The sequence below is a fragment of the Halomonas salipaludis genome, from assembly GCF_002286975.1.
GTDB classification, from domain to species: Bacteria; Pseudomonadota; Gammaproteobacteria; order Pseudomonadales; family Halomonadaceae; genus Franzmannia; species Franzmannia salipaludis.
This window is the reverse complement of record NZ_NSKB01000009.1, coordinates 98393-121345: the sequence shown is the minus strand read 5'-3', so window position 1 is coordinate 121345 and position 22953 is coordinate 98393. Positions and strand designations below refer to the sequence as shown.

The following is a 22953-nucleotide window of genomic DNA, read 5'->3' as shown; positions in this document are numbered from 1 at the left end:
CCCGGTGAGCATCGCAGTGCCTTAATACCAGCTTGGCGGCCTCGGATGCTGATGCTATGCTTGTATATCCCTAGGGCATATCCCGGAGGTGGGTGATGGAGCAGGCATCGATATTCAAGAGCAACCGCAGCCAAGCGGTTCGACTGCCCAAGGCTGTCGCACTTCCCGATAGCGTGACGCGTGTCGACGTTATGGTGGTGGGGCGTACGCGCATCATTGCCCCGGCAGGAGAAGGGTGGGATAGCTGGTTCGATGGCGAGACAGTGAGTGACGACTTCATGCTCAATCGGGACCAGCCCGCTGACCAGGAGCGTGAGGGGTTCTAGAGGCATTGCCTGAAAAGGCGGCGAGCGATGACCAGACAAGGAAAAAAACAAGGAAAAAGCGGAGTTTACGTGGTGTAAATGAGCATTTTGAGTTGTTTTTTAACGCTGTATGGTCGAGCGCAGCTAGTTTTCGGGTAATGCCTAATGCTGAAGTACATGCTGGACACCAACATCTGTATCTTCACCATCAAGAAACGTCCGCCCCAGGTCCGCGATACCTTCAAACGCCATCATGCCCAGCTATGCATCAGTACCGTGACGCTGATGGAGTTAATCTATGGCGCCGAGAAATCGGCGAGCCCCGAGCGTAATCTGGAAGTAGTCGAGGGCTTTGCCGCACGCCTGGAGGTGCTCGACTACGATAGTCATGCCGCTGCGCATAGCGGGCAGCTGCGCGCTGAATTGGCCAAGAGCGGCACCCCCATTGGTCCATACGACCAGATGATAGCAGGGCATGCGAGATCACGAGGCTTGGTGGTGGTTACCCACAATGTGCGAGAGTTCCAACGGGTACCTGGTCTCAGAGTCGAAAACTGGATGCCTGACACCTAGGCGCAGCTGCTCAACCCACCCCCACCGCGGCCAAAGCCACTCCCACTTTTGCCTTGGCGCTATGACCTTGTGGGAGCGAATTCATTCGCGATGCAGCGCGCAGCGCTGCCGGGCCAGATCCAACCCCATCGCGGCCAAAGCCGCTCCCACTTTTGCCTTGGCGCCATGACCCTGTGGGGGCGAATTCATTCGCGATGCAGCGCGTAGCGCTGCCTGGCCAGATCCACCCCATCGCGGCTAAAGCCACTCCCACTTTTGCCTTGGCGCCACACGCCAGTGTAGGAGCGACTTCAGTCGCGATGCAGCGCGTAGCGCTGCCCGGCAAGGTCGCCATTGCTTGCCCGTGTCGCGACGCCGAAAAAATCGTAGCCATGCCCTAAAGTTCACTCTACCCCCGCCGATGGGCCACTCATAGAGAGGAAAATACACGCGCTTTGGGAGTTGTTGTATGTCGAGTATCACCTCACTAGGGATTGGCTCAGGGCTCGACCTGAATGGCCTGCTCGGCCAGATGCAGGAGGCCGAACAAGCCAAGCTCGCGCCCATCGAACAGCAGATCGACACCCAGCAGGTGCAAATCTCCGCCTACGGCGAGATCCAGAGCGCACTATCTGGCTTTGGCGACAGCGTCGGGACCCTCAACGACCCCTCGCTTTATCAGAGCGTTACCGCCGAGGTTAGCGGCGGGGCGCTGCAGGCGTCCGCCGGCCCCGAGGCGAGCCCCGGCCGCTTCGAGGTCGAGGTGGCTAATACCGCCACCGCCGGCAACCTCACTAGCGAGCGGGTCGAAGACCTCGACACCGTCATCTCCGCCGAGGGTGGCTCACTTCAGCTCGAGTTCGCCGACACCGACCTCAACCACGCGGTCGAGATCGCCGCCGACAGTACCCTGGAAGACGTGCGCGACGCCATCAACGCCGACCCCGACGCGGCGGTGAACGCCTCTATCGTGTTCGACGGAGAAGGCCATCGTCTGACTCTGATGTCGCAAGACACCGGCGAGCAGGCCTCGATCACCGGCACTAACTTCGCCGAGCTGGCGGTTGGCAACCTTGCCGAAGAGCCGGGTGGCACCATCGCCCAGGCCGGCCAGGACGCCAACCTCACGGTCAACGGTATCGATATCACCAGTCCCACCAACCAGGTCGAGGATGCCATTCAGGGTGTCTCGCTCAGCCTGCAGGAGCCGGGCAGCAGCACCGTAGAGGTGGCGCGCGACACCGGCAGCATCCGCGACGCGATCACCACCTTTGTCGACGGCTACAATGACCTCAAGGGCACCACCGAGCGCCTCACGGCCTTCAACGGCGAAGACAGTCAGCCCGGCGAACTGATTGGCGACAGCGCCGTGCGCAGCATGGAATCCAGCCTTCGCAACGAGCTCAGTGCCGCTGAGGTGCGCGACGGTGAACTCTCGCTGCTCTCCGACATGGGGCTCTCACTCAGCGTGGACGGCACCCTCGAGCTCGACGAGCAGCAGTTGGATAGCGCCCTGGCCAATGATCCCGAGGGCGTGGCCAGCTTCTTTGCCGGCGACGAGGCCAACCCCGGTCTGGCCGGCCGCCTGGAGAGCACCACCGAGCAGCTGCTCAGTAGCAACGGTGCCTTGGAAGGCTCCATCAATAGCGCCGAGACGCGCATCGAAAGCCTGGGCGAACAGTACCAGCGCACTGAGCAGAGCATCGAGCAGACCATCGACCGCTACCGCACCCAGTTCCAGCAGCTCGATAGCATGATGGGGCAGATGCAGCAGACCAGTAACTACCTCACCGAGCAGCTCAATGGCCTGGGTGGCGGCCAAGGCGGCGGTGGCATGATGTAGTGCCACGTATCTTGCCAAGCCCGACCCTCGACACCCCGGCCGGCGCCGGGGTTTTTTGCGCCAGCGATAAAATGGCCTAAAGTTCCTGCTGCACTTGCCGATAATCTGATTTATCAGGGTGTATACCGCACACAGGGAGTCGACTTGGCATGACCACTATCACTTCACTGGGCATTGGTTCGGGCCTGGACCTCAACGGACTGCTGGATCAGCTCAATGAGGCCGAGCGCGGCAAGCTCGAGCCCATCAAACTGCAGCAAACCCAGCAGAAGGCCAAGATCTCGGCCTACGGTCAGCTGCAGTCGGCGTTGACCAAGTTTCAGGAGGCGGCAGCCAAGGTCAATGACCCCAAGCTGTTCGAGAGTCTCTCCACCAACGTTAGTGGAGGCGAGGGGGTAAAAGCGTCCGCGTCCGCCGAGGCCAACCCTGGCCGCTATGAGGTGGAAGTGGTCAATGCCGCGCGGGCGGGCAGCCTGGCCACTAGCAGCGTGGCCGCCAACGACCAGGCACTGACCGGCGCCGATGCCACGCTCACCCTGACCTTTGGCAAAATTGACCCTGACACCGGCGAGCCCACCGCGCTTACCCTGGATCTCGAGGAAGGCGCCACGCTGATCGATATCCGCAACGCCATCAATGCTTCAGACGATGCCGGCGTCACCGCTTCCATCGTCAACGATGGCAGCGGTTACCGCCTGGCGCTGAGCTCCAAGGAGACCGGCCAGGATGCCTCTATCGAGGGCCTGGAATTCACTGGCCTGGTCGATGGCGTGACACTGGACGCCGATCCGGTGACCCAGCGCGAAGGCGCTGATGCCGAGATCAATGTCAACGGCATTCGCATTACCAGCCCCAGCAATAGCATCGAAGGCGCCATCCAGGGCGTGACCCTGAACCTCGAGCCAGGCACCGAAGGCGCTACCTCCACCGTGGCGGTAGAGCAGAACACCCGTGCGGTACGCGAGGCCATCACCGGCTTCGTCGATGCCTTCAACGACCTGAAATCCACCATCGGCAGTCTCACTGCCTATAACGCTGAGACCAACACGGCCGGCGAGCTCAACGGCGATAGCATGGTGCGCACCATCGAGTCGCGCATGCGCAGCATGCTCAGTGGTGGCATAGCCGGCGGCGAGTTCGCCACGCTCAACCAGGTCGGTATCTCGCTGCAGCGCGATGGCACCTTGGAGCTGGATAGCGACCGCCTCGATGAACTGGTCAGCAGCAACATGGCCGGCCTCAGTGACTTCTTTGCCGGCGACGAGAAAGACGCCGGCATGGCCGGACAGCTCAACCAGGCCCTCGATCAGATGCTCGGCAGCAACGGTCTGGTCAAGAACACCATCAGCGGCGCCGAGGACCGCGTCGAGAGCCTCAAAGAGCGCTATGCGCGCATGGAAAAAAGCATCGAAAGCACTATCTCGCGCTACCGCACCCAGTTTGGCCAGCTCGATGCCATGATCGCGCAAATGAACCAGACAAGTAGCTACCTTACTCAGCAGTTCGATGCCCTGGATGCCCAGCTGGGCCGCGGGCGCCGGTAACCGCGCACTGCAATAAGTGGCATCTCGTTACGCTGGCGGCCCTCGGGCCGCCAGCGGCGTTTCCGGCACAAGGTTTTTGCAAAAAATCTCATCTCAACCCTAAAGGTTTTCCTCACGCTTCCGATAGTTAAGGTAACGGCCAACGGCGCCGTTACGGCGGGCCCGGAGGGATCGGGCCGCAACATGAAGAAGACCGGGCCCGCCAATGGAGCCCTCAACTATCAGGAAGGAATATCATCATGTCCGTGATCAATACCAACATCACTTCCATGATTGGCCAGTCCAATCTGTCCAAGTCGCAGAATGCCCTGCAAACCTCCATGGAGCGTCTCTCCTCCGGCCTGCGTATCAACAGCGCCAAGGACGATGCGGCCGGTCAGGCCATCGCCAATCGCATGACTGCTCAGATTACGGGTCTGTCTCAGGCGCAGCGTAACGCCAACGACGGTATCTCCGTTGCCCAGACCGCTGAAGGCTCGCTAAACCAGATCAACGACAACCTGCAGCGCATCCGTGAGCTGAGCGTGCAAGCGCAAAACGGCACCAACAGCCAAGATGATCTGACATCTATTCAAGACGAGATCAACCAGCGCCTGTCTGAAATTGACCGAATTTCTGAGGAAACCAGTTTCAATGGTGTAGAAGTTCTGGCTAGCGATCAAGGTCTTCAGATTCAAGTGGGTGCAAATGACGGTGAAGCTATCACCGTTAATTTGAAGGAGATCAACTCTAGCACGCTTGGTATGGAAGGCTTTACGGTGTCAGGTCTTTCTGGGGAAATTAAAGAGCTTACGCTCGATAATGCAAATGGAGACCCAGTAACTAAAGAGGTGGATCTTACTGGTCTTAGCTTGACTAATTTTGAAGCTGATAGCCACGATCAGCTTAAGCTGCGCTCATATGATGACGGTGGGACGACAGTATATGTTGTAGAAGATAGTGATGGTACATTTGCTAAGCTCGGAGAGGGTGCGTCGGTCTTTGAAACTGATGCAGATAGTGCAGACTTCGCCACAATTACTACTGATTTTGCTGATGGAGATGAAGTTACTGCAGCGAAGGCAGCTTATGACACTGATGCAGAAGCTGGTTTGACTGCTACTGCTAACCCCATGGCAACGCTAGATGCGGCATTGAAAGATGTGGACAGTCTGCGTTCCGAGTTGGGTGCGGTGCAGAATCGTTTCGAGGATGCTATTACCAACTTACAAACCAACGAGACAAACCTTTCTGCCGCTCGTTCGCGCATCGAAGATGCCGACTACGCGGTGGAAGTGGCTGACATGACCCGCGCGCAGATCCTGCAGCAGGCTGGCACTTCCGTACTGGCCCAGGCTAACCAGATTCCGCAGAACGTGCTGTCTCTGCTGGGTTAAGGTAAGGCTTGGCCAAAAGGCTGAAGTGGTAAGTAATGACGGGGCCGAAAGGCCCCGTTTTATGCTTTAAGGAGCAAAGGCTATCGAGGACAGACCCTCATTTCTCGGGGATGAGGCGTTACTTCTTCTGATTCCTCAAGAAGCTGTTGCTTTGGTCGATAATTTCTAGAGAGGGTCGGCCCGCCGGGGGGGGAAGCTCATGCCAGTGCATCCGGCTGCGAAAGGCGATAAATATTATCGAGTAAGGAGGCAGTATGTGAAAACGGGAACAGAGACAGGCCCTGATTGCTCGGTCAGGCGTGCGAGCAGCGGGGGTAGGCTGGCTGGCAGTTATTTTATCAATTGATTAAATCAAGGGCGGTATGTCGTGGCGCATTTACTCGCGTTGTTGTTGGGTATCCTGGCGCCCTTTGTGGCGCGGTTTCGCGTCGTTCGTGGTGGGTGGAGCTTCGCTCAGGCCTTCCTGGGGCTGGGCGTGATTGGCTCGATCGTGTTGGTGGCCATCCTGTTTGTCCTCTTTGGTGATCGGCTGGCCGAGTTGATGAATGCCGATGCCGGTAATGCCTATTTCTCGAGAAGCGTACGTGCCTGGATGGGGCTGATGGCGGTTCCCCTGGGCTTCTACTGGTTCTTTGCCTTCCTGGCGATGTGGCGTTCGGCTGGCAGGCTTTCCGCGGGCTGGCGGCTGCTGGCGCGCTATCTGTCCCTTTTCGCCCTGTCGTCGGCGGCCGCCTGTGTCTTCGCCGCGCCGCTGCCGGTTGGCATCATGCTGCTGACGGGAGTCGTGATGGTGCGTCGCCAGAGACGCGCGGTGGTCAGTGCTCAGGTATCTTCTTAGCGATAAGGGAAGGGGAAGCGGGAACCTCGACGCCGTTGCGCCCAAAGCTGAACCCATCCGCACCCGATTGGGATAGCTGCTCCAGTTCCTTGGCGAGGGTGGCTAGGTGCTCCCGCATGGCGTCGATATATATAGGATGTTGGCTCGGTCGGTCAGGCGAAGTGACGTTGATGATAGAGGTGGTCGATCTCCCACATCGAGCCAATGCGTTGCTCTTCTCGAATCAGCCGCATTCGATCGTTGGCCAGCAGCACCCGCCCGGTGCGGATAATGGCATGGGCCAGGGGCAGCGGCGCCAGGTTGATATCCACGAGGGAGAGCTTGTCCTCCGCCAGGCCTAGGGCATCCTGCCAGACTTGCGCGAGAAGCTCTGGGCGCAGGCGCCGCTCCAGCGGATCCTTCTCGAAAGTGCGAAAGGCGACGGCCAGGTCGTAATCACTCCTGGCGGTGGCCGTGCCCTTGGCCCGTGAGCCGTAGAGCCACAACACGGCGATATTCTCGTCGTGGGTCGCCAGTTCGACCAGGGCATCTTGTATGGCGATGGAATCCTTCATCGGCGCCTTCTCGGGAATGGTTAGGGTGACTGGCGTCAGTCTAGCATTCGGTTACCGTCATAGGGTTGTCCTCCATGACCTGGGATCGTCGTCGCAAGCCATTCCCGGGAGCCGGCTCCACATCGAGACGGGGCAAGGGGGCAGGCAGCCGAGATGAGGGCTCAAGTTTTTCGCTTACTTGCCGATATGCTGATGTATGTAACAAGAAGCCGATGACAATGACGCAGGGGGATACGAGCGCATGACCCATGTCGAGACCTTACCCGCCGCCCTGGAAGTGGACGTCATTGGTGGCCTGGAGCAGGCATTGAAGTGCTTGCAAGAGCGCGACGCGGCGTTGCTGGAAGCTCAGGCCAATGAGCGCAGTATCACCGCTCGCTTGGGGTGCCATCTACAGGCAGTGTTTCCCGACTGGGATGTCGATTGCGAGTTCAACTGCTGGCGCGGGCCGCTGCAAAGCAGAGGCCATATCGTGGTATCCACCACCAGTGCCACCACCGAGGCGCCGACCATCTTTCCCGACCTGCTGATTCATCGCCGAGGCAGCGGTGAAACCCTGGCGGTGATCGAAGTGCTCAAGAGCGATGCCCAGAGCGCCCGGCACCGTGAAAGACGCAAACTCCAGCACTGTCTGAAAAGGCTCGGTTGCCCGCACGCAGCGATGATCGAGATCGGCGTTGGGAAATCGCGTGGTCGACACCATTTGGAGATGCTGGCGACGCCGCTGCATGGCGAGCAGGGCTTATAACCATCTGCAAGAGTAACGATGTTTTATGGCGATAACCGAAGGTAGGATATCCGCACGGGACCTTCTTCACGACCTCATTCCCAAGTTGAAAGCCACGGAGCGCTTCGTCGATGAGACACTCCAGATGATGATCGATCAGGCCCCGCCCGGGGAGGAGCGCTCACGCCGGGAGCATCAACAGCAGGAGTTCCAGCTGAACCTGACCATGATCCGCATGAACCTCGGCCATCTGTTGCAGCGCTATGCGCCCCTGATTGAAGAGCTGAGGGAACCCGATGGCCTGCCTACCGGCCCGATGCTGGAACTCGATGAGCATGAACGGGTAGCGCTGAACAGTGCCAGGGAACTATACGCGCAGACCCAGGCGATCCAGGCGCGCTAATACGATTGAAGTGCGTAGCGCTTCCGGGCAACCCCATCGGGACTGACGTCCCTCCCACATTTGCCTAGGTGCAATGCTCCTGTGCAGGAGCGAATTCATTCGCGATGCAGTGCTTGGCTCGATTATCCCCGCAAACACTGTTTCTCTACGCTTTTCAGCAAATCGGTGGTATGGCCAGGCATTCTACAATGCAACCATACCCTGCCATGCTGAGGCTTTTTTACCGTGACGCCCGACGAGTACCAGCAGATCATCGAGGAGTTCGATAGCCTGGTCCGCGACACCCGTGCGCTGATGCTGCGCTTTGAAGCGTCGGGCATGGACGAGACTCACGAGGCCGAGTACCTCGAGGTGCATGCCATCTTCGCCAAGGCGGTGGCCGATCAGCGTGCCTACACGCTGTTGATGCTTGATGAGGTCGCCTGAAGGGCGGCCGTCTCTTGATCATGCGAATAAGCGAGAGCTAAAGTTTTTGCCGCGCCGGCCGATACTCTGAGCAACTACCCCTGCGCGCCGCCTGGCGCGCCCTTGAGGGCTTGCAACGGTGTTGGTGCTCAATACCTCTATCATGTCGATGCTGGCGCGCCAGCATCTCCATAGCAGTCAGGCCGAGCTGCAGACGGCGATGCAGCGGCTGTCGTCGGGCCTGCGTATCAACAGTGCCAAGGACGATGCCGCCGGTCAGGCGATTGCCAATCGCATGACCGCGCAGATCCGTGGCCTGGCCCAGGCGCAGCGCAATGCCAATGACGGTATCTCGCTGGTGCAGACCGCTGAGGGTGCGCTTAATCAGGTCAACGACAATCTGCAGCGTATCCGCGAGCTCTCGGTGCAGGCGGCCAACGGCACGCTGAATGAGCGCGATCTGGCGTCGATTCAGCACGAAGTCGATCAGCGCCTCGACGAGATCAACCGCCTTACCGGCCAGACCGATTTCAACGGCATCAAGCCGCTGGGGCAGTCCCGCTCGCTGTCGATTCAGGTGGGGGCCTACGACGGTCAGACGATCGATATAGCTTTGACCGCACTCGACCTCGACGGGCTGGGTCTCGAGGGCTTCAGTGTCGAGGAGGTGGACGAGGACCGGCTGGCGCGGCTCGATGAGGCACTAAAGCGTGTCGACCGCCAGCGTAGCTATCTGGGGGCGACGCATAATCGCCTCGAAGGGGTGATCGATAACCTGGCTACCACGCAGATCAACCTGGCGGCCTCACGCTCGCGGATCATGGATGCCGACTACGCGGTCGAGGTGTCGCGGATGATTCGCGCGCAGATACTTCAGCAGGCCAGCATGGCGGTCCTGGCTCAGGCCAATCAGCTCCCCAATATGATTCTCACACTGCTGCAGCGCTGATATCCCTATGATTAGGTTGATTTATTAAAGATAAGCGAGCGTTTGCCGATAGCACTCTGGCGGGGTGTGAAGCCCGCGTCGGATCATTACGCAAGGAATATTCATAATGTACAAGCTGATGACTGCCGGCATGGCGGCGCTGCTGTTGGGTGCTGGCGCAAGTAGCGCTCAGGCCTTCGAGGATCGCTACAGCGTTGGCGTGCTGGCGGGCACCACTGGGGTAGGGGCCGAGGTGTCATGGCGCTTTCATGAGCGTATGGGGGTGACCGCCCAGTACGCCGGTGGGCTGAGCTGGAGCGGTGACTTCGATACCGATGATGTGGATTACGACGGTGACCTGGATATCTCCGCCGGGGCCATCAAGTTCGACTACTATCCTTTTGCCGGGCGATTCTACCTTACTGCGGATGCCATGCTGCCGGATATGGAAGCCAACGTGAGCGGCCGTTCCAAGCGCAACGATACCTTCGAGTTCGATGGGCAGACCTATGCTGCCAGTGATATCGGCAGCGTACACGGCAAGCTGACCATCGCCGATGGCGTGCAACCCTATGCCGGCCTGGGCTGGCGTTCGTCACATCAGCAGGGCTTTGGGGTGTTTTCCGAACTTGGGGTGATGGCGACCAGTATCGACGTATCGCTGAGCACCTCGGAGAACTACGAGGCGGAGAACGACCAGTTTCGCCGCGATCTGCGCCGTGAAGAGCAGCGCCTGAAGGATGAGGCCGACAAGCTGCCGTTCTATCCGGTGGCGGTAGTGGGGGTCTCCTACACCTTCTGAGGCTGCTGCTTTATCACAGCATGCTGGTAACGCCTGGGTCTTGGATCCGGGCGTTTGTGTTTGGGCGGGTGTTCAAGGCGTAATCTTTGCGCCGAGCCAGGCCTGCTGCCAGGCGGGGATCTCGCCAGCGGGCATCGGCCTGGCGATGCCGTAGCCCTGCATCAGGTGGCAGCCCAGTGCGCCCAGTGCCTGGGCGTGGTCCATGCTCTCCACGCCTTCGGCGAGCACCGGGCGTTTGAACTTGTCGGCAAGGAAGATCACGCTCTCGACGATGGCGTGGTCGTCGTCGCTGTCGAGCATTCGCGAGACGAAGCTGCGGTCGATCTTGATCAGGTCGACCGGCAGGTTGCGCAGGTAGGAGAGCGACGAGTAGCCGGTGCCGAAGTCGTCCAGCGCCAGCTCGATGCCCAGTGCCTGGCAGCCCTCCATCACCTGCATGGCGGCGTCGATATCGTCCAGCGCGGCGGACTCCAGCACTTCGATCTTGAGGTCGCCTGAGCCGATATGCGGATGGCGCCGCATGTGCTGGGCGAGCACCTCGAGAAATTCGCGCCGCACCAGCGACTGGGGGCTGAGGTTGACGCTGACCGGTAGTACCAGGCCGTCGCTTCGCCAGGCGTCCGCCTGCTGCAGGGCGGCCTCCACCACCCACTCGTCGATGCCCTGTTCGAGCTCGGTGCCGGCTAGCTGCGGTAGGAACTCCCCGGGGGACAGCAGGCCGCGTTGCGGGTGGCGCCAGCGGATCAGTGCCTCGACGCCGACCAGGCGGTGTGTGGCCAGGTCGACCTGGGGCTGGTAGTGGAGTTCGAACTCGCCGCGCTCGAGGGCCTGTGTCAGCCGTGCCAGCTCCTCGCGCTGACGGCGGATGTGGAGATCCTGGCCGTGGTCGAACAGCTGGTAGCAGTCGCCGCCGCGCTGCTTGGCCTGGTACATCGCCTGGGTAGCGTGGCGTAGCAGCATGTCGGCGTCGCTGTCGTCCTGGGGATAGGACGAGATACCGATGCTGGCGGTCACGCTGAGCGGTTCGCCGTCGAGGATCAGCGGCTCGGCCAGGACGTCGCGCAGGCGGTCCAGGGTCTCCAGGCCCTGGGTACCCTCGGGCAGCACTAGCGCGAACTCGTCACCGCCCATCCGTGCCAGCTTGCCGTACTCCTTGAGCACGCCCTTGAAGCGCTCGGCGAGCATTACCAGCAGCCGGTCGGCGACCTGATGACCGTGGCTCTGATTGATATTGCCGAAGCGGTCGAGGTCGAGCATGCAGACGGTCAGTGATTGGTCAGAGCCCTCCGCGTAGTCGAGCAGGTCCTGCAACTGCTGGGCGAGGTGCTCGCGATTGGCCAGGCCGGTGAGCTTGTCGAAGTTGGCGGCACGGTAGAGCTCCTCGCTGTGGCGCTTGCTGCGGGTGAGATCGGAGAACACCGCCACGTAATTGATGACCTGGCCCTGGTCGTCGTAGACCGACGAGACGGAGAGCAGGGCGGGGAAGCTCTCGCCGTTCTTGCGCCGTCCGGCGAACTCGCCGTGCCAGTCCTTGCCGCTGGCCAGTTGATCGATCACGGTGGAGGCGTCGGCAACGCCGGGCAGCGCCGACCCCAATTGGGTGGCATGCATGGAAATCATTTCTTCGCGGCCATAGCCGGTGATCGCACAGCAGGCCGGGTTGACGTCGACTACCTGGTGGTCGGCATCGGTGATCATGATGCCTTCCTGGGTGTTGTCGTAAACCCGTGCGGCGAGCTTGAGACGCTCCTCGAAGGCCTTGCGTTCGCTGATATCCGACTGGATGTCGATAAAGCCGGTCAACTCACCATTCTCGTTGTACAGCGCATCGCAGTGGATGTGCACCCAGTAGGGGGTGCCGTCGCGGCGATGGTGGATTACCTCCTCTTCGAATCCCTCGCCACGCGCTAGCGCCGCCTCGATGCGCGCGTTGGCGGCGCTGTCGGTGGCCGGGCCGCGTAGTAGCTCGCCGGGGCGTTTGCCCAGCGTTTCGTCGCTGGAATAGCCGCTGAGCTTCTCGAAGCCCTCATTGACCCACTCGATACGGTCATTGGCATCACAGATGAAGACGCTGTTGCTGGTGCGCTGGGCTACCTGGGAAAGCCGCGCGATGCTCTGCTGGCTGGAGTGGTGCTCGCGTCTTACCCGCAAGGTGTCGACCAACTGGGCAGTGGTGCTGAGCAGCGGGGTAAGGAACTCCTCGAGCGCCGCATCGAAGCCCTCCGGGCGGTTGGCCAACCCCAGCATGGCGACCATGCGGCCGTCGATGCTGATAGGTATCCCAAGGAAGCTGTGCAGCGGTGGGTGCCCCGGCGGCAGTCCGCCCTTGCGCGGGTCGTTGGCAGGGTCATTGCTGATCACCGTCTGCTGGGTACGCAGTGCGTGGCCGAACAGGGTGTCGAGGCTGTGAAATTCGAGGGTGCCGGGAGCGGCGTCAATCATCGCCCGGGAGGCCTTGTCCCAGGCGATATCGGTGACCGACTGCACCTTGAGGTAGGGCTGGTCGTCGGCGTCATAGAACACCTCGCCGATAAAGCCAAACTCGCTGCCGGTCAGTGCCAAAATGTCATCGAGCAGCAGAGCAAAGGCCTGATGGCCGTCGCCGCTGGTAATGAAGTGCGACTGGGCCTTGACGATCACCCTGTCGAGCTGGTGTTGACGTTGTAGGCGCTCTTCGGCATGTTTTAGGCGATTGATATTGCGGATGGTGCCGAAGACCTGCTTGGTGACGCCGTCGACCGCCAGCGGTTCTCCGGTGAGTTGTACCCAGTCGTAGTGATCCTGGGGGGTGGTCAGACGCAGCACGGCTTCGAATCGTTGTTGTCGTTCGATGGCGTCGTTCAGGCACTGACGTAGCCGCGGTTGGTCATCGGGGTGGTAGCGGGAGATAGCGGCTTCCGTCAGGGGCGGCTGGTCATCGTCGATACCGAGGTGACGAAAGGCGGCCTGGCTTCGCACGACATCCCCGGAGTCGGCATTGAGCTCCCAGACGCCGATACCGGCGTGGTCCACGGCATCTATGAAGCGCGCATCCAGGCGTTGCTCGAAGTGCTGCATTACTTGGTGGGCCAGCAGTATCAACAGCTGGCGCTGAAGAAGGCTGGCTTGGCGTGGCTGGGTATCGAGTACGCATAGCGAGCCTATTGCGTAGCCGTCACGTGTCATCAACGGGGCACCCAGGTAGTAACGCACGAAGGGTGCCTCAGTTACCTGCGGATTACCGGCAAAGCGCGAATCGAGGAGGGTGTCGGCCACCTCCATCAGCTGGTTGTTCAAGATGGTGTGGGCGCAGAACGAGATATCCCGCGGCGTTTGGCCGACGAGTATGCCCATCGAGCTCTTGAACCACTGGCAGTTCTCGTCGACCAGCGACAGCATCGCCATGGGTGCTTCCAGCAGCTCCGCGGCCTGGCGTGTCAGGTCGTCGAGAGCAGTTTCGTGCCGGCGATCGTCGAGGGTATAACGCCACAGCCGCTGCAGACGTTGCAACTCATTCCCGGGTACGGGTGGTGTCTGCATGGTTACTGCCTCCGCATCGATTAGAGCGTCGCCCAAGAGCGCTGCCACTCACAGGTGTAACATAATATAACCGTCAGAAGGACATCCAATCCCTCCCTGACGTAGCGCTGGCCTTTTGCTGTGTCGGGCGTGGCGTTGCGAGACGCACGGGAGGTGCGGACTCGCCCTGAGTGGTGACGGAGGCAACGTCGATCTCGACCTGCAGCTCCTGGCCGCTGCCCTGGGTGCGGAAGGCCAGAATGGCGTTGTTGAGCTGCCAGGTCTCGTGCTGTAGCTGATGCGCTGCGCGGCCGCTTTCTTGAAGCTGGCCGGCACTCTGCTGAACGGCTTGTTCCATCTGGCTGACCGCGTCGCTGATCTGGGTGATGCCACTGCTCTGTTCGCGGGAGGCGGCGCTGATCTCCTCCATGATGTCATTGACCCGGTTGCTTGCCTCGACCACGCGGCCGATCGCCGATTCAGTGCGTGCCACTACCTCGGCACCGGCATCGATCTCCTGGTTGGCGTTGGCGATCAACTGATGGATCTCCTTGGCCGCGTCGGCGCGGCTGAGGCAGGTGCGCAACGAGGCGTAGCCGACCACCTTGCCGGCCTCACGCACCGGCACCACGTTGGCGCGCACCCAGTAGTGGTCACCGTTCTTGCGGCGGTTCTTTACCAGCCCACTCCAGATCTCGCCCTGCTTGATGGTCGTCCAGAAGTTGGCAAAGGCCTCGACCGGCATGTCCGGGTGGCGTACCAGATTGTGGTCGCTGCCCATCAATTCTTCGAGAGTAAACCCGCTGGCCTCGACGAACGCCGGGTTGGCGTAGGTGATCTTGCCCTGAAGGTTGGTGCGCGAGATCAGCAGGTCCCCCTCGGCGAGGCGGTATTCCTGCTGGGTAACCGGGGTATTGAGACGCATAGTCTCCCTTCTATGTGATATCACTTTATTGAGTTTCGATGTTTACGAGTGCTACTCGGTGGCATCAGGTAGCCACCGCTTTAACACTCGTTACAGCGCTGGTGGCGGGGTTGGAGTTGTCCTGTATCACGTTATCGGCGCAGCCGTCGGGGACTTTAACCAACCGTGATGAAACAGTCGTTTGTAATGGGTAAGTCGCTGGACGGTCAGGCCAAGGAAATGGCGGCGTTGATGGGGTGTCGGCGAGGTGGCTCAGGCGCAGCGGCTGACACGCGCTCCTGCGAGACAGTAGGATACCGTTTTGCAGCATTAAGCTACTGTCTGGAAAAGATTAACCACATCTCGTGACACCCCTGGCCCGCAGGATGGGCTACAACTCAAGGTGATAAAAACTATACCTTGGGGTACGCATGAATATCGACGGGGAACGGACGCTACTGGGCGTCATGTTATGGGTAACAGCTGCCTTGTCGGCGCCGATCACAACGATGGTGGTACTTTGGGGCGGCGGCCTCCTGGCGCTAAGCGTTGGGGGGCTGAGTGCGCTGCTCTTCGGTGCTGCCTTGCTATGCACGCATATCAATCAAAAGCTTGACGATCAGGTCGGGGATGACGCGGAGCAGGATGAAGGCGAGCATGGTCACTTCGCCGACGATACGCCGCTGGAATGTAGCGGCCTACGGGTCTTGCGGATTGGCAAGGGTAGTCCGCTCAAGGGGCACCTCAGCGAGAAATCGGTGATTCTCAAGATCAACGGGGTGTGCCCGGCCACTGCCGATGAGGCCAACCATGCGCTGGTCGAGGGGCGCAACGAGGTCGAGTGGATGGGCCGCAATCGCAAGCCCTTGGTGGCGCATATCACCATTCACGAGCACGAACATGATCTGTTGGCGCAGTTCGAACAGTTGAATCCGCACCTCGCGGCGTCTACGCAAGCGCGGGCTTGATCGCTCCGGGACAGTATTCACCAACAGAACGGCAAGCGCCTGGGCGCTTGCCGTTTCTCTGCTGGTAAGCAGGACTCACCAGGGATACGAGGGTATCAGTTGCTCTCGTATTCCTCGGCATCTTCGAGTGCATCGCGGGTGGCGTTGACACGCACCACGTATTCATCGTCCTCGTGGGTCAGCTCGACGCTCTCCCACTCGATGGCGACGTTCTTCTCGCCGATACCGAGGAATCCACCGACGCCCACGATCAGCGCAACGATTTGGCCATCTTCGTCAAGCAGCAGGTTGTCGACGCTGCCGATTTCCTCGTCATCTTCGGCGGTGCTTCTTACATCCTTGTCGGTCAGCTCGCTGGCGTGCAGCGTGCTTTCAGGTTGCTCGGTCAGGAAAGTGGCTTCTACGCCGGCATGGTCTGGTTCATTCACATGGTTATCTGCCAGGGCACTGCCCGCGGCGAACATCAGGACGGGGGCGAGGGTGGCGCTTAGCAGGAAGGGCTTCATCGGTTTCATCACTTGCTCCTTGTGCATCGTCTAATGAAGTGCGGCCGCACTCATCCAAGAGCGGCACACCCATGATGGGAAGCATCAAGACAAGATTCGATAACCTAGGTTAGCCGGTCCCGGCAATTCGAATGCGAATCGCCGGTTCGAGCGTTCTAGAGAGGCGCTACCGGCCTTACTCGACCAGCATCGGCGTCAACCACTGCTTGGCAAAGGCCTCGCCGGTGAGCGGTTGGCCGAAGTAGTAGCCCTGTGCCTGTTGGCAGCCCAGGGCGAGCAGTGCCTCGGCCTGCTCCGCCGTCTCGACGCCCTCGGCCACGGTTTCCATTTGCAGGGTGCGCGCCATGGCGATGATGGTGGTGACGATGGCGTGGTCGTTGTCGCTTTCCAGCATGTCGGCGACGAACGACATATCGATCTTGATCTTGTCGGCGGCGAAGCGCTTGAGGTAGGCAAGCGACGAGTAGCCGGTGCCGAAGTCGTCGATGGAGAGCCCGAAGCCCAGCCTCTTGAGCGCCTCGGTCATGGCGATGGCCTGGTCGGGGTCACTCATGAAGCCACTCTCGGTGAGCTCCAGGCCGAGCTGGCTGGCGGCGATTCCATGCTTGGCACAGCTGTGCTGCAGGGTGTCGATCAGCTGGTTGTCGTCGAACTGCCGCGAGGCGACGTTGATCGCCAACTGGCCGGGCACCACGAGCCCCTCGGCCTGCCAGGCGGCGAGCTGGCGGCAGGTGGCGTCGATGACCCAGTTGCCGAGAGGCACGATCATGCCACGCTCCTCGGCCAGCGGAATGAACTCGGCCGGACTGACCGTGCCAAGCTCCGGGTCATGCCAGCGGCACAGTACTTCGGCGCCGGTCAGGCGCAGCGTGGTGAGGTCGACCTGCGGCTGGAAATGCAGGCTGAGTGCGCCGTCGGCCAAGGCTGCCGCCAAGCGCTTGGTCATATCCAGCCGTAAGGCCAATGCCGCCCCCATATGCGCCTCGAAGAAGCGATAGGGAACGTTTTGCTGCTTGGCCTGGTACATGGCGATATCGGCGTGCTTGAGCAGTTCGCGGGCACTGCCGGCGTCGTCGGGGTAGAAGGCGATGCCGATGCTGACGTCGAGCTCGAAGGCCTGCTCGTCGAGTTGCAACGGTGCTGTCAGCGAGCCGAGCAAGCGCTCGGCGGTATCGGTGATGGTGTAAGCGTCGCTGGGGGCGATCAGTACCACGAACTCGTCACCGCCCAGTCGTGCCAGATACTCATTGCCCATCAGGGTGCCCGAGAAGGCGTCGGCCACGGCAGCAAGCACCTTGTCGCCGATATCGTGGCCGAGGGTGTCGTTGATGTCTTTGAAGCGATTGAGGTCGAGCAGCATCAGCCCGATCTGGGGACAGCCGGTACACGACAGGGCGCTCTCCAGGCGCTGCGTGAAGGCGATGCGGTTGGGCAGACCTGTACCCGGGTCGAGGTAGGCGAGGCGGCGAATGCGTGCTTCGTCCTCCTGGCGTTCCAGCTCGGCGGCGACCCCGGCGGCGAAGATCTGTAGCACGCTGGTGACCAGCTCGGTGCTATGTAGCGGTTGGCTGAACATTACGCCAAGCAGGCCGAACGGCTCGCCGGCGGCATTGTCGAGTCGCCGGCCGGCATAGGCGCGTACCCAGCTCAGCGCCTCTCGGCCCTCCACTGGCAGGCGTTTATCGGCATCGTCGTGGACGATGTACTCGGTCTCGAACAGCACGTCCTCGCAGGGCGTGCCGGGCAGGGTATAGCTGAAGTTGGGCTGGCGCTGGCCGTCGATGACGATGGTCAGTGTGTGGGCGCGGGTGGGGTCGGCAGGGTCGATACGTGCGATAAACGCCAGCTCGGCATCCAGCGCCTCGGCCATATGGTGGGTGAGCTGGTCGAGAAACTCCTCGCCGCTGCGAGCGCTGACTGCCGAGGCGATCTTGAGCACGGCGTGCTGGATGCGTTGCTGGGCGATTCGCTGGCGCAGGGTATCGATGCCGAAGGCCAGGTTGTCGGCCAGCTCGCACAGCAGCTGGCGCTCCTCGCTGCTGATCGAGTCGGTATTCGACTGATACAGCGCAAGGATGCCAAAGACCTGGTCGCCACGCTTGAGCGGCAGGCACAGTATGCTGCGGAAGCCGTGCCGCAGGGCCATCTCGCGCCAGGAAATGAAACTCGGATCGTTAGCCAGGTCTTGAATGATCACCGGCTCGCCGCTGCGTACCGTCCTGCCTGCCGGCCCTCTGCCGTTGCGCTGCTGTGCCGACCAGCTTAGGGTGATCTGATCGAGGTAGCCCTGCGCATTGCCCGCCGAGGCTTGGGGGGCAATGTGTTTTGCGTCATCATGCCTGGCATAGCCGACCCAGGCCATGCGGTAGCCGCCGATATCGACCGCCAGCTGGCAGATCGCTTCCAACAGCTGCTGCTCCTGCTCGGTCTGGATCAGCGCTTGGTTGCAGCGGCTGAGCAGCTTCAAGGCGCGGTTGGTACTCAGCAACTGCTCGCGATGGTGCTGCTCGCTCTCCTGACGAGCGAGCTCTGCCCCGGCCCGCGCGGCGGTGATTCGCAGTACCTCCTCGGCGTGGCGCGACATGTCGATGGGCTGGGTATGTAGGGCAGCGACCAGGCCCAAGGCGCGCCCGTCGGGGGTGTACATCGGCACTCCCAGATAGGCCTCGGCGTTGAGCTCGGCAAGCATGGGGTCGTCGGGAAACAGCGAGCAGACGCCGTTTGGATAGTGGCAGGCAGCTTGACCGTTGACCTGCTCGCAGGGCGTGCCGAGCAGCGGGTAGCGGATATTGTCGACCAGTTGACCATGGGCCCACAGCGCCAGGCTGGTGGCTTCGCAGGCGTCGGCATCGACCCGGGCGAGCATCACGTAATCGACACCCAGCATTTCACCCAGGGCTGCCACCAGCTGCTCGAAGAAGGCCTCGTCGGTGGCCATCGATAGGCTGTCGGCCAGGCGCCGGAAGACATCGTGAGAGGTCACCAGATCATTCAATCGCAAGATCCTCCCGACGGTTGATGGGCGTGATGCCTTGCAGGGGTATCGGCAATTCAGCAGTTTGCTTGAGCAGCCTGCCGTGCCCCGAGTTTGCATCAGTATAGCGATGTCATGCCATCGGCTGAATGTGGAAGTGCCAACGTCGCAGAGAGGCGCGGCTATTGCTAGTACTTGCCGGCTTGTGTCGGGCGCGAGAACTATTGCACGTCGTGATACTACCGGTGCGAGGCAGGAGGAGAAGTGAGTTAGCCGGTCGAAAGAGTCACCGGGCGCGCTGCTGTTGAATTGGTGCGGATGGGGAGACTTGAACTCCCACGCCCGAAGGCACCAGAACCTAAATCTGGCGTGTCTACCAATTCCACCACATCCGCATTTGCAGCAGCAGCGGCTATCCAAGCCGCACATATTCTACGGATGGGCGTTACCAAGTCAACGCGTTATTGCGGCAGGCGCAGATGGTCGGCCACCTGCGCCGGTGTGGGATGGGCCAGGTAGGGCACCTGGCCGAGACAGGGCGCATCCAGCAGCTGGGCGAGGGTGGCCAGGTTGGCGCTGGTCTCCTGCATGCGCGGCTCGAGCAGGTTGGCGACCCAGCCGGCGACGCGAACGCCGTCGCGGCGTATCGCTTCCAGGCTCAGGCGGGCGTGATTGATCGCCCCGAGCCGCACACCGACCACCAGGATCGCCGGCAGGTTCAGCAGGTGGGCGAGGCCGGCGAGGTCTTCGCTGGCGTTGAGCGGTACCCGCCAGCCGCCGGCGCCCTCCACCAGGGTCAGGTCGCGGTTCTCGGCCAGCCGCGGGGCGAGCCGTTGTGCAACTCCAGCGAGACTGAGCGGGACCGCGTCGCGCTGGGCGGCAAGGTGCGGGGCAATGGCCGGGGCGAAGGCGTAGGGATTGACCTCGTGGTAGCCAAGCGGCGGGTGGCAGCCCGCCTGCAGGGCGAGGGCATCGCGGTTACGCAGACCGTCGGGTGTCACTTCACAACCCGAGGCGACGGGCTTGAGCCCCTGGGTAGTGAGGCCGTGGCGGCGGGCCAAGGCCAGCAGCCCGCTGGCGATCAGGGTCTTGCCAGCGTCGGTATCGGTGCCAGTGATGAAGTAGGCGCTCATGGGCAAGTCTCACTCGAGGGCGCTGGCCGGGGGCCGCGCTGCAGGGTCAGGGTCAGGCGCTGGTAGGTGACCGGTAGGCCCGCAGCCACGCGATAGCGTTCGTAGCGTTGGCGCGCGCACTGCAGGTCGCGGCGGGTTAGCGGCGCCTGCCCCGGCACGGACGGGCGCTGGGCGCCGACGCCCTTGATCGAGGCCATTACCGCGCCGAAGTCCGGGTAGTGGAAGCGCTCGGCGATCTGTTCGACGCTGACCCTGAGGCCTGCCGCGTGGCAGGCCGCGACGACCCGCTCGGACGCCGCGAAGTCGAGCAGTGCCGCGGGGCGCGACCAGGCCTCGGCGACCTCTGCCAGGGTGCCGGGCGTCAGGGTGTTGATCAGTGCGGTGCCGCCGGGGGCCAGCACCCGGTGGAGTTCACTGAACGTTTGATCTAGGTCCGTGCACCACTGCAGTGCCAGGTTGGAGAACACCAGGTCGAGGCTGGCATTGGCCAGCGGCAGGCGAGCGGCATCGCCGCACAGCCAGTGGCAGCGTTGGCCGCGCTGGTGATGACGGTGGCGGCGTTGGGCCTCGGCAAGCATGCCGGGAGCCAGGTCGAGGCCGAGGGCGGTGGTGTCGTAGTGTGCGGCGAGGCGCAGGGTCCAGTGTCCGGGGCCGCAGCCCAGGTCGAGGATGGATGTGGCGCGACTCGGCAAGTGCTGCCAGAGCGCCTCGCCCATACGCTGCTGGGCGTCGGCCAGGGTCAGGTAGCGGGGTGCGGCGCGGCTGAAACTTCGCGCCACGTTGCGCTGCCAGCTGGTGGCAGCAATGGGGGCGGGCATGTTCATTGGCGCTCCATCGTGCTGGCGTGACTGAAGCCGTCAGCCAGTCGCTGCAGCGCACAGGCCAGCGCGACAGGCTGCGAGAGCATTGGGCAGTGGCCGCTGTCGGGCAGTGCCTCGGCGCCAGGCGGCAGGCCAGCCGGCGCGAGCAGTGGGTCGCGGGCGCCGTATAGCCAGGCCACCGGGCAGGGGGGCGACTCGACCAGATGCTGGGCGCCGAGTTCGCCAAGCTGGGCCAGGCCGGCCCCCAGGGTCGGCAGCGCCGCTGGCGGCGTGTCGCCGAGCAGGCGGGTGAGCTGCCGGTAGATCGCCCGTGGTGACGGTTCGCCGCCGGCCTGCCAGCGCAGGAAGTGGCGCCAGCTGGCCTCGGGGGCGCGGTCAAAGGTGAGCTGGAAGTCGTTGAGCGTCGCATTGCTCACCGCTGCTGGGTGGCAGAAGCGCGGCCCCATGCCGAGCATGATCAGGCCACGCGGCGTGCTCAGCCTTTGGCTGAGCGCGGCGGCCAGCAGCCCGCCCAGCGACCAGCCGACCCATACTGCATCGGTGGGCAGCGCCTCTGCCATGGAGTCGGCCAGGGCGTCGAGGTCCTGGGGAGCGCTCAACGCCGGGCAAGCACCGTAGCCAGGCCAATCAGGGCTGGCGATCTGGCAGTCAGCCCGCCAGTGTGGTGCCAGGGGCCGCCAGATGCGTGCATCCACCCCCCAGCCGTGCAGTAGGATCAAGCGTGGCATTGCGCGCTATGCTCCTGTTCCTGGCAGGCCACCAGTGCCGTAACCAACTGCTCGATCATCGTTGGGGTATGCGCGGCGGAGAGCGTGATGCGTAAGCGCGCCGCACCGGCTGCCACGCTAGGTGGGCGAATCGCACCGACCTGGCAGCCACGCGCGGCGAGGCTGGCCTGCCAGCTCATGGCACGGCTCGGCTCGCCGAGCAGCAGCGGCTGGATCGGCGTGTGGCTGTCGAGCAGCGGCAGCGCCGCGGCGTTAGCCAGCTGCCGGAAGTGGCGAATATTGGCCTGCAGCCGGGTACGCCGTTCGGGCTCGGCGGCGAGGATATCCAGCGCGGCAAGGCTCGCCGCGGCGACCCCCGGCGGTAACGCCGTGGTGTAGATATAGGGCCGCGCGAACTGGATCAGCGCCTCGATCAACCGCGGCTCGCCAGCGACGAAGGCGCCGAAGCTGCCCAGCGCCTTGCCCAGGGTGCCGACCAGGATAGGCACCCGATCACAGCCGAAGGCGCGACCCACGCAGCCGTCGCCGTGTTCGCCCAGTACGCCGATGCCGTGGGCGTCGTCGATCATCAGCGCCGCCGAGTGGCGCTGGGTCAGCGTCGCCAGTTTGGCGATATCGGCCACGTCGCCGTCCATGCTGAACACGCCGTCGCTGACGATCAGCGCCTCGCTCGCGGCGGGGCGCCGCGTCAGCATGGCCGCTAAGTCGTCGAGGTCGCGATGGTGGAAGCGCCGCGAGCGGGCGCCGGACAGCGCCGCTCCGTCGAGCAGCGAGGCGTGGTTGAGGCGGTCGTGAAATAGCCGTGTCTGGGCGCTGCAAAGCGTCTGGATGACCGCCAGGTTGGCCATGTAGCCGGTCGAGAACAGCAGCGCCCGCGGCCGGCCGACCAGCGCGGCCAGGCGCTGCTCCAGCGCTTCGTGGACCTCGCGGTGGCCGCTGACCAGGTGCGAGGCGCCGCTGCCGGCGCCCAGGCGACGGGCCGCCACGGCCTGGGCCTCGGCCAGACGCGGGTCCTGGGCCAGTCCCAGGTAGTCATTGCCGGCAAAGTCGAGCAGCCCGGCCGCGTGGCCGGTGCGCTGCCGCCACAGGCCGCGCTGATGCTGCTCTGCCAGGCGCCGTTCGAGCCGCTGCCAAAGCCCCATCG

General features: G+C 62.4%; 21 protein-coding genes and 1 tRNA gene. 12 read left to right on the top strand and 10 right to left on the bottom strand.

What is annotated here, in order from left to right; all coding sequences use genetic code 11:
• Nucleotides 1-95: 95 nt before the first annotated feature.
• The 6 genes from vapB (at nt 96) to CK498_RS21475 (ending at nt 6458) form a co-directional block, all read left to right on the top strand.
• A complete protein-coding gene (gene vapB, locus CK498_RS21500) occupies nt 96-326 on the top strand; it encodes a type II toxin-antitoxin system VapB family antitoxin (RefSeq protein WP_095622907.1) in 231 nt (76 codons plus the stop codon).
• 144 nt (nt 327-470) lie between these two features.
• Entirely contained in the window at nt 471-878 is a 408-nt protein-coding gene (vapC, locus tag CK498_RS21495; protein ID WP_095622906.1) for a type II toxin-antitoxin system tRNA(fMet)-specific endonuclease VapC, read from the top strand.
• A gap of 448 nt (nt 879-1326) precedes the next feature.
• Nucleotides 1327-2700: a flagellar filament capping protein FliD gene (gene fliD, locus CK498_RS21490; RefSeq protein WP_095622905.1), complete on the top strand. Its 1374-nt coding sequence runs from the start codon at nt 1327-1329 to the stop codon at nt 2698-2700.
• A 149-nt stretch (nt 2701-2849) separates the two neighbouring features.
• Nucleotides 2850-4244 (top strand): flagellar filament capping protein FliD, encoded by a 1395-nt coding sequence (fliD, locus tag CK498_RS21485; RefSeq protein WP_095622904.1) that lies wholly within the window; start codon nt 2850-2852, stop codon nt 4242-4244.
• Nucleotides 4245-4483: 239 nt separating this feature from the next.
• Complete coding sequence (locus CK498_RS21480; protein ID WP_095622903.1) at nt 4484-5620, top strand: FliC/FljB family flagellin; 1137 nt, start codon at nt 4484-4486, stop codon at nt 5618-5620.
• Nucleotides 5621-5987: 367 nt separating this feature from the next.
• Entirely contained in the window at nt 5988-6458 is a 471-nt protein-coding gene (locus CK498_RS21475) for a hypothetical protein (protein WP_141246989.1), read from the top strand.
• Nucleotides 6459-6610: 152 nt separating this feature from the next.
• On the opposite strand, the gene mntA is transcribed toward CK498_RS21475, so the two are convergent.
• Complete coding sequence (gene mntA, locus CK498_RS21470) at nt 6611-7012, bottom strand: type VII toxin-antitoxin system MntA family adenylyltransferase antitoxin (protein ID WP_095622901.1); 402 nt, start codon at nt 7010-7012, stop codon at nt 6611-6613.
• A 241-nt stretch (nt 7013-7253) separates the two neighbouring features.
• Between mntA and CK498_RS21465 the strand changes: the two genes are divergently transcribed.
• The 5 genes from CK498_RS21465 to CK498_RS21445 all read left to right on the top strand — a co-directional run bounded on the left by CK498_RS21465 (nt 7254) and on the right by CK498_RS21445 (nt 10277).
• Nucleotides 7254-7760 (top strand): hypothetical protein, encoded by a 507-nt coding sequence (locus tag CK498_RS21465; RefSeq protein WP_095622900.1) that lies wholly within the window; start codon nt 7254-7256, stop codon nt 7758-7760.
• Between the two features lie 25 nt (nt 7761-7785).
• The gene (locus CK498_RS21460) at nt 7786-8142 is read left to right on the top strand and encodes a hypothetical protein (protein WP_095622899.1); all 357 of its coding nucleotides are present in this window, start codon (nt 7786-7788) and stop codon (nt 8140-8142) included.
• A 225-nt stretch (nt 8143-8367) separates the two neighbouring features.
• Nucleotides 8368-8568: a hypothetical protein gene (locus CK498_RS21455; RefSeq protein WP_095622898.1), complete on the top strand. Its 201-nt coding sequence runs from the start codon at nt 8368-8370 to the stop codon at nt 8566-8568.
• A 118-nt stretch (nt 8569-8686) separates the two neighbouring features.
• Entirely contained in the window at nt 8687-9496 is an 810-nt protein-coding gene (locus CK498_RS21450) for a flagellin N-terminal helical domain-containing protein (RefSeq protein ID WP_095622897.1), read from the top strand.
• Nucleotides 9497-9602: 106 nt separating this feature from the next.
• On the top strand, nt 9603-10277 hold the full coding sequence (locus CK498_RS21445; RefSeq protein ID WP_229359169.1) for a hypothetical protein: 675 nt from the start codon (nt 9603-9605) through the stop codon (nt 10275-10277).
• Between the two features lie 72 nt (nt 10278-10349).
• On the opposite strand, the gene CK498_RS21440 is transcribed toward CK498_RS21445, so the two are convergent.
• Nucleotides 10350-13796, bottom strand: a complete 3447-nt coding sequence (locus tag CK498_RS21440) for an EAL domain-containing protein (protein ID WP_095622896.1) — start codon at nt 13794-13796, stop codon at nt 10350-10352.
• Nucleotides 13797-13869: 73 nt separating this feature from the next.
• Nucleotides 13870-14700 carry a methyl-accepting chemotaxis protein gene (locus CK498_RS26735; protein WP_095622895.1) on the bottom strand — a complete coding sequence of 277 codons (831 nt, stop codon included), beginning with the start codon at nt 14698-14700 and terminating at the stop codon, nt 13870-13872.
• 410 nt (nt 14701-15110) lie between these two features.
• Here CK498_RS26735 and CK498_RS21430 point away from each other — a divergent pair, with 410 nt between their 5' ends.
• Nucleotides 15111-15647 carry a hypothetical protein gene (locus tag CK498_RS21430; protein WP_095622894.1) on the top strand — a complete coding sequence of 179 codons (537 nt, stop codon included), beginning with the start codon at nt 15111-15113 and terminating at the stop codon, nt 15645-15647.
• Nucleotides 15648-15742: 95 nt separating this feature from the next.
• On the opposite strand, the gene CK498_RS21425 is transcribed toward CK498_RS21430, so the two are convergent.
• From CK498_RS21425 to bioF, 7 genes are all read right to left on the bottom strand, one after another.
• Nucleotides 15743-16162: a PRC-barrel domain-containing protein gene (locus CK498_RS21425; RefSeq protein ID WP_095622893.1), complete on the bottom strand. Its 420-nt coding sequence runs from the start codon at nt 16160-16162 to the stop codon at nt 15743-15745.
• 166 nt (nt 16163-16328) lie between these two features.
• Complete coding sequence (locus CK498_RS21420; RefSeq protein ID WP_217987831.1) at nt 16329-19148, bottom strand: bifunctional diguanylate cyclase/phosphodiesterase; 2820 nt, start codon at nt 19146-19148, stop codon at nt 16329-16331.
• A gap of 289 nt (nt 19149-19437) precedes the next feature.
• Nucleotides 19438-19522 (bottom strand) — tRNA-Leu (locus CK498_RS21415).
• A gap of 66 nt (nt 19523-19588) precedes the next feature.
• A complete protein-coding gene (bioD, locus tag CK498_RS21410; RefSeq protein ID WP_095622891.1) occupies nt 19589-20260 on the bottom strand; it encodes a dethiobiotin synthase in 672 nt (223 codons plus the stop codon).
• Nucleotides 20257-21084 (bottom strand): methyltransferase domain-containing protein, encoded by an 828-nt coding sequence (locus CK498_RS21405; protein ID WP_229359168.1) that lies wholly within the window; start codon nt 21082-21084, stop codon nt 20257-20259. Before CK498_RS21405 ends, bioD begins: the two co-directional genes overlap by 4 nt.
• Nucleotides 21081-21809: an alpha/beta fold hydrolase gene (locus CK498_RS21400; RefSeq protein WP_095622890.1), complete on the bottom strand. Its 729-nt coding sequence runs from the start codon at nt 21807-21809 to the stop codon at nt 21081-21083. Before CK498_RS21400 ends, CK498_RS21405 begins: the two co-directional genes overlap by 4 nt.
• Complete coding sequence (bioF, locus tag CK498_RS21395) at nt 21797-22951, bottom strand: 8-amino-7-oxononanoate synthase (protein ID WP_095622889.1); 1155 nt, start codon at nt 22949-22951, stop codon at nt 21797-21799. The genes CK498_RS21400 and bioF overlap by 13 nt, the downstream gene beginning before the upstream one ends.
• Nucleotides 22952-22953 lie beyond the last annotated feature (2 nt).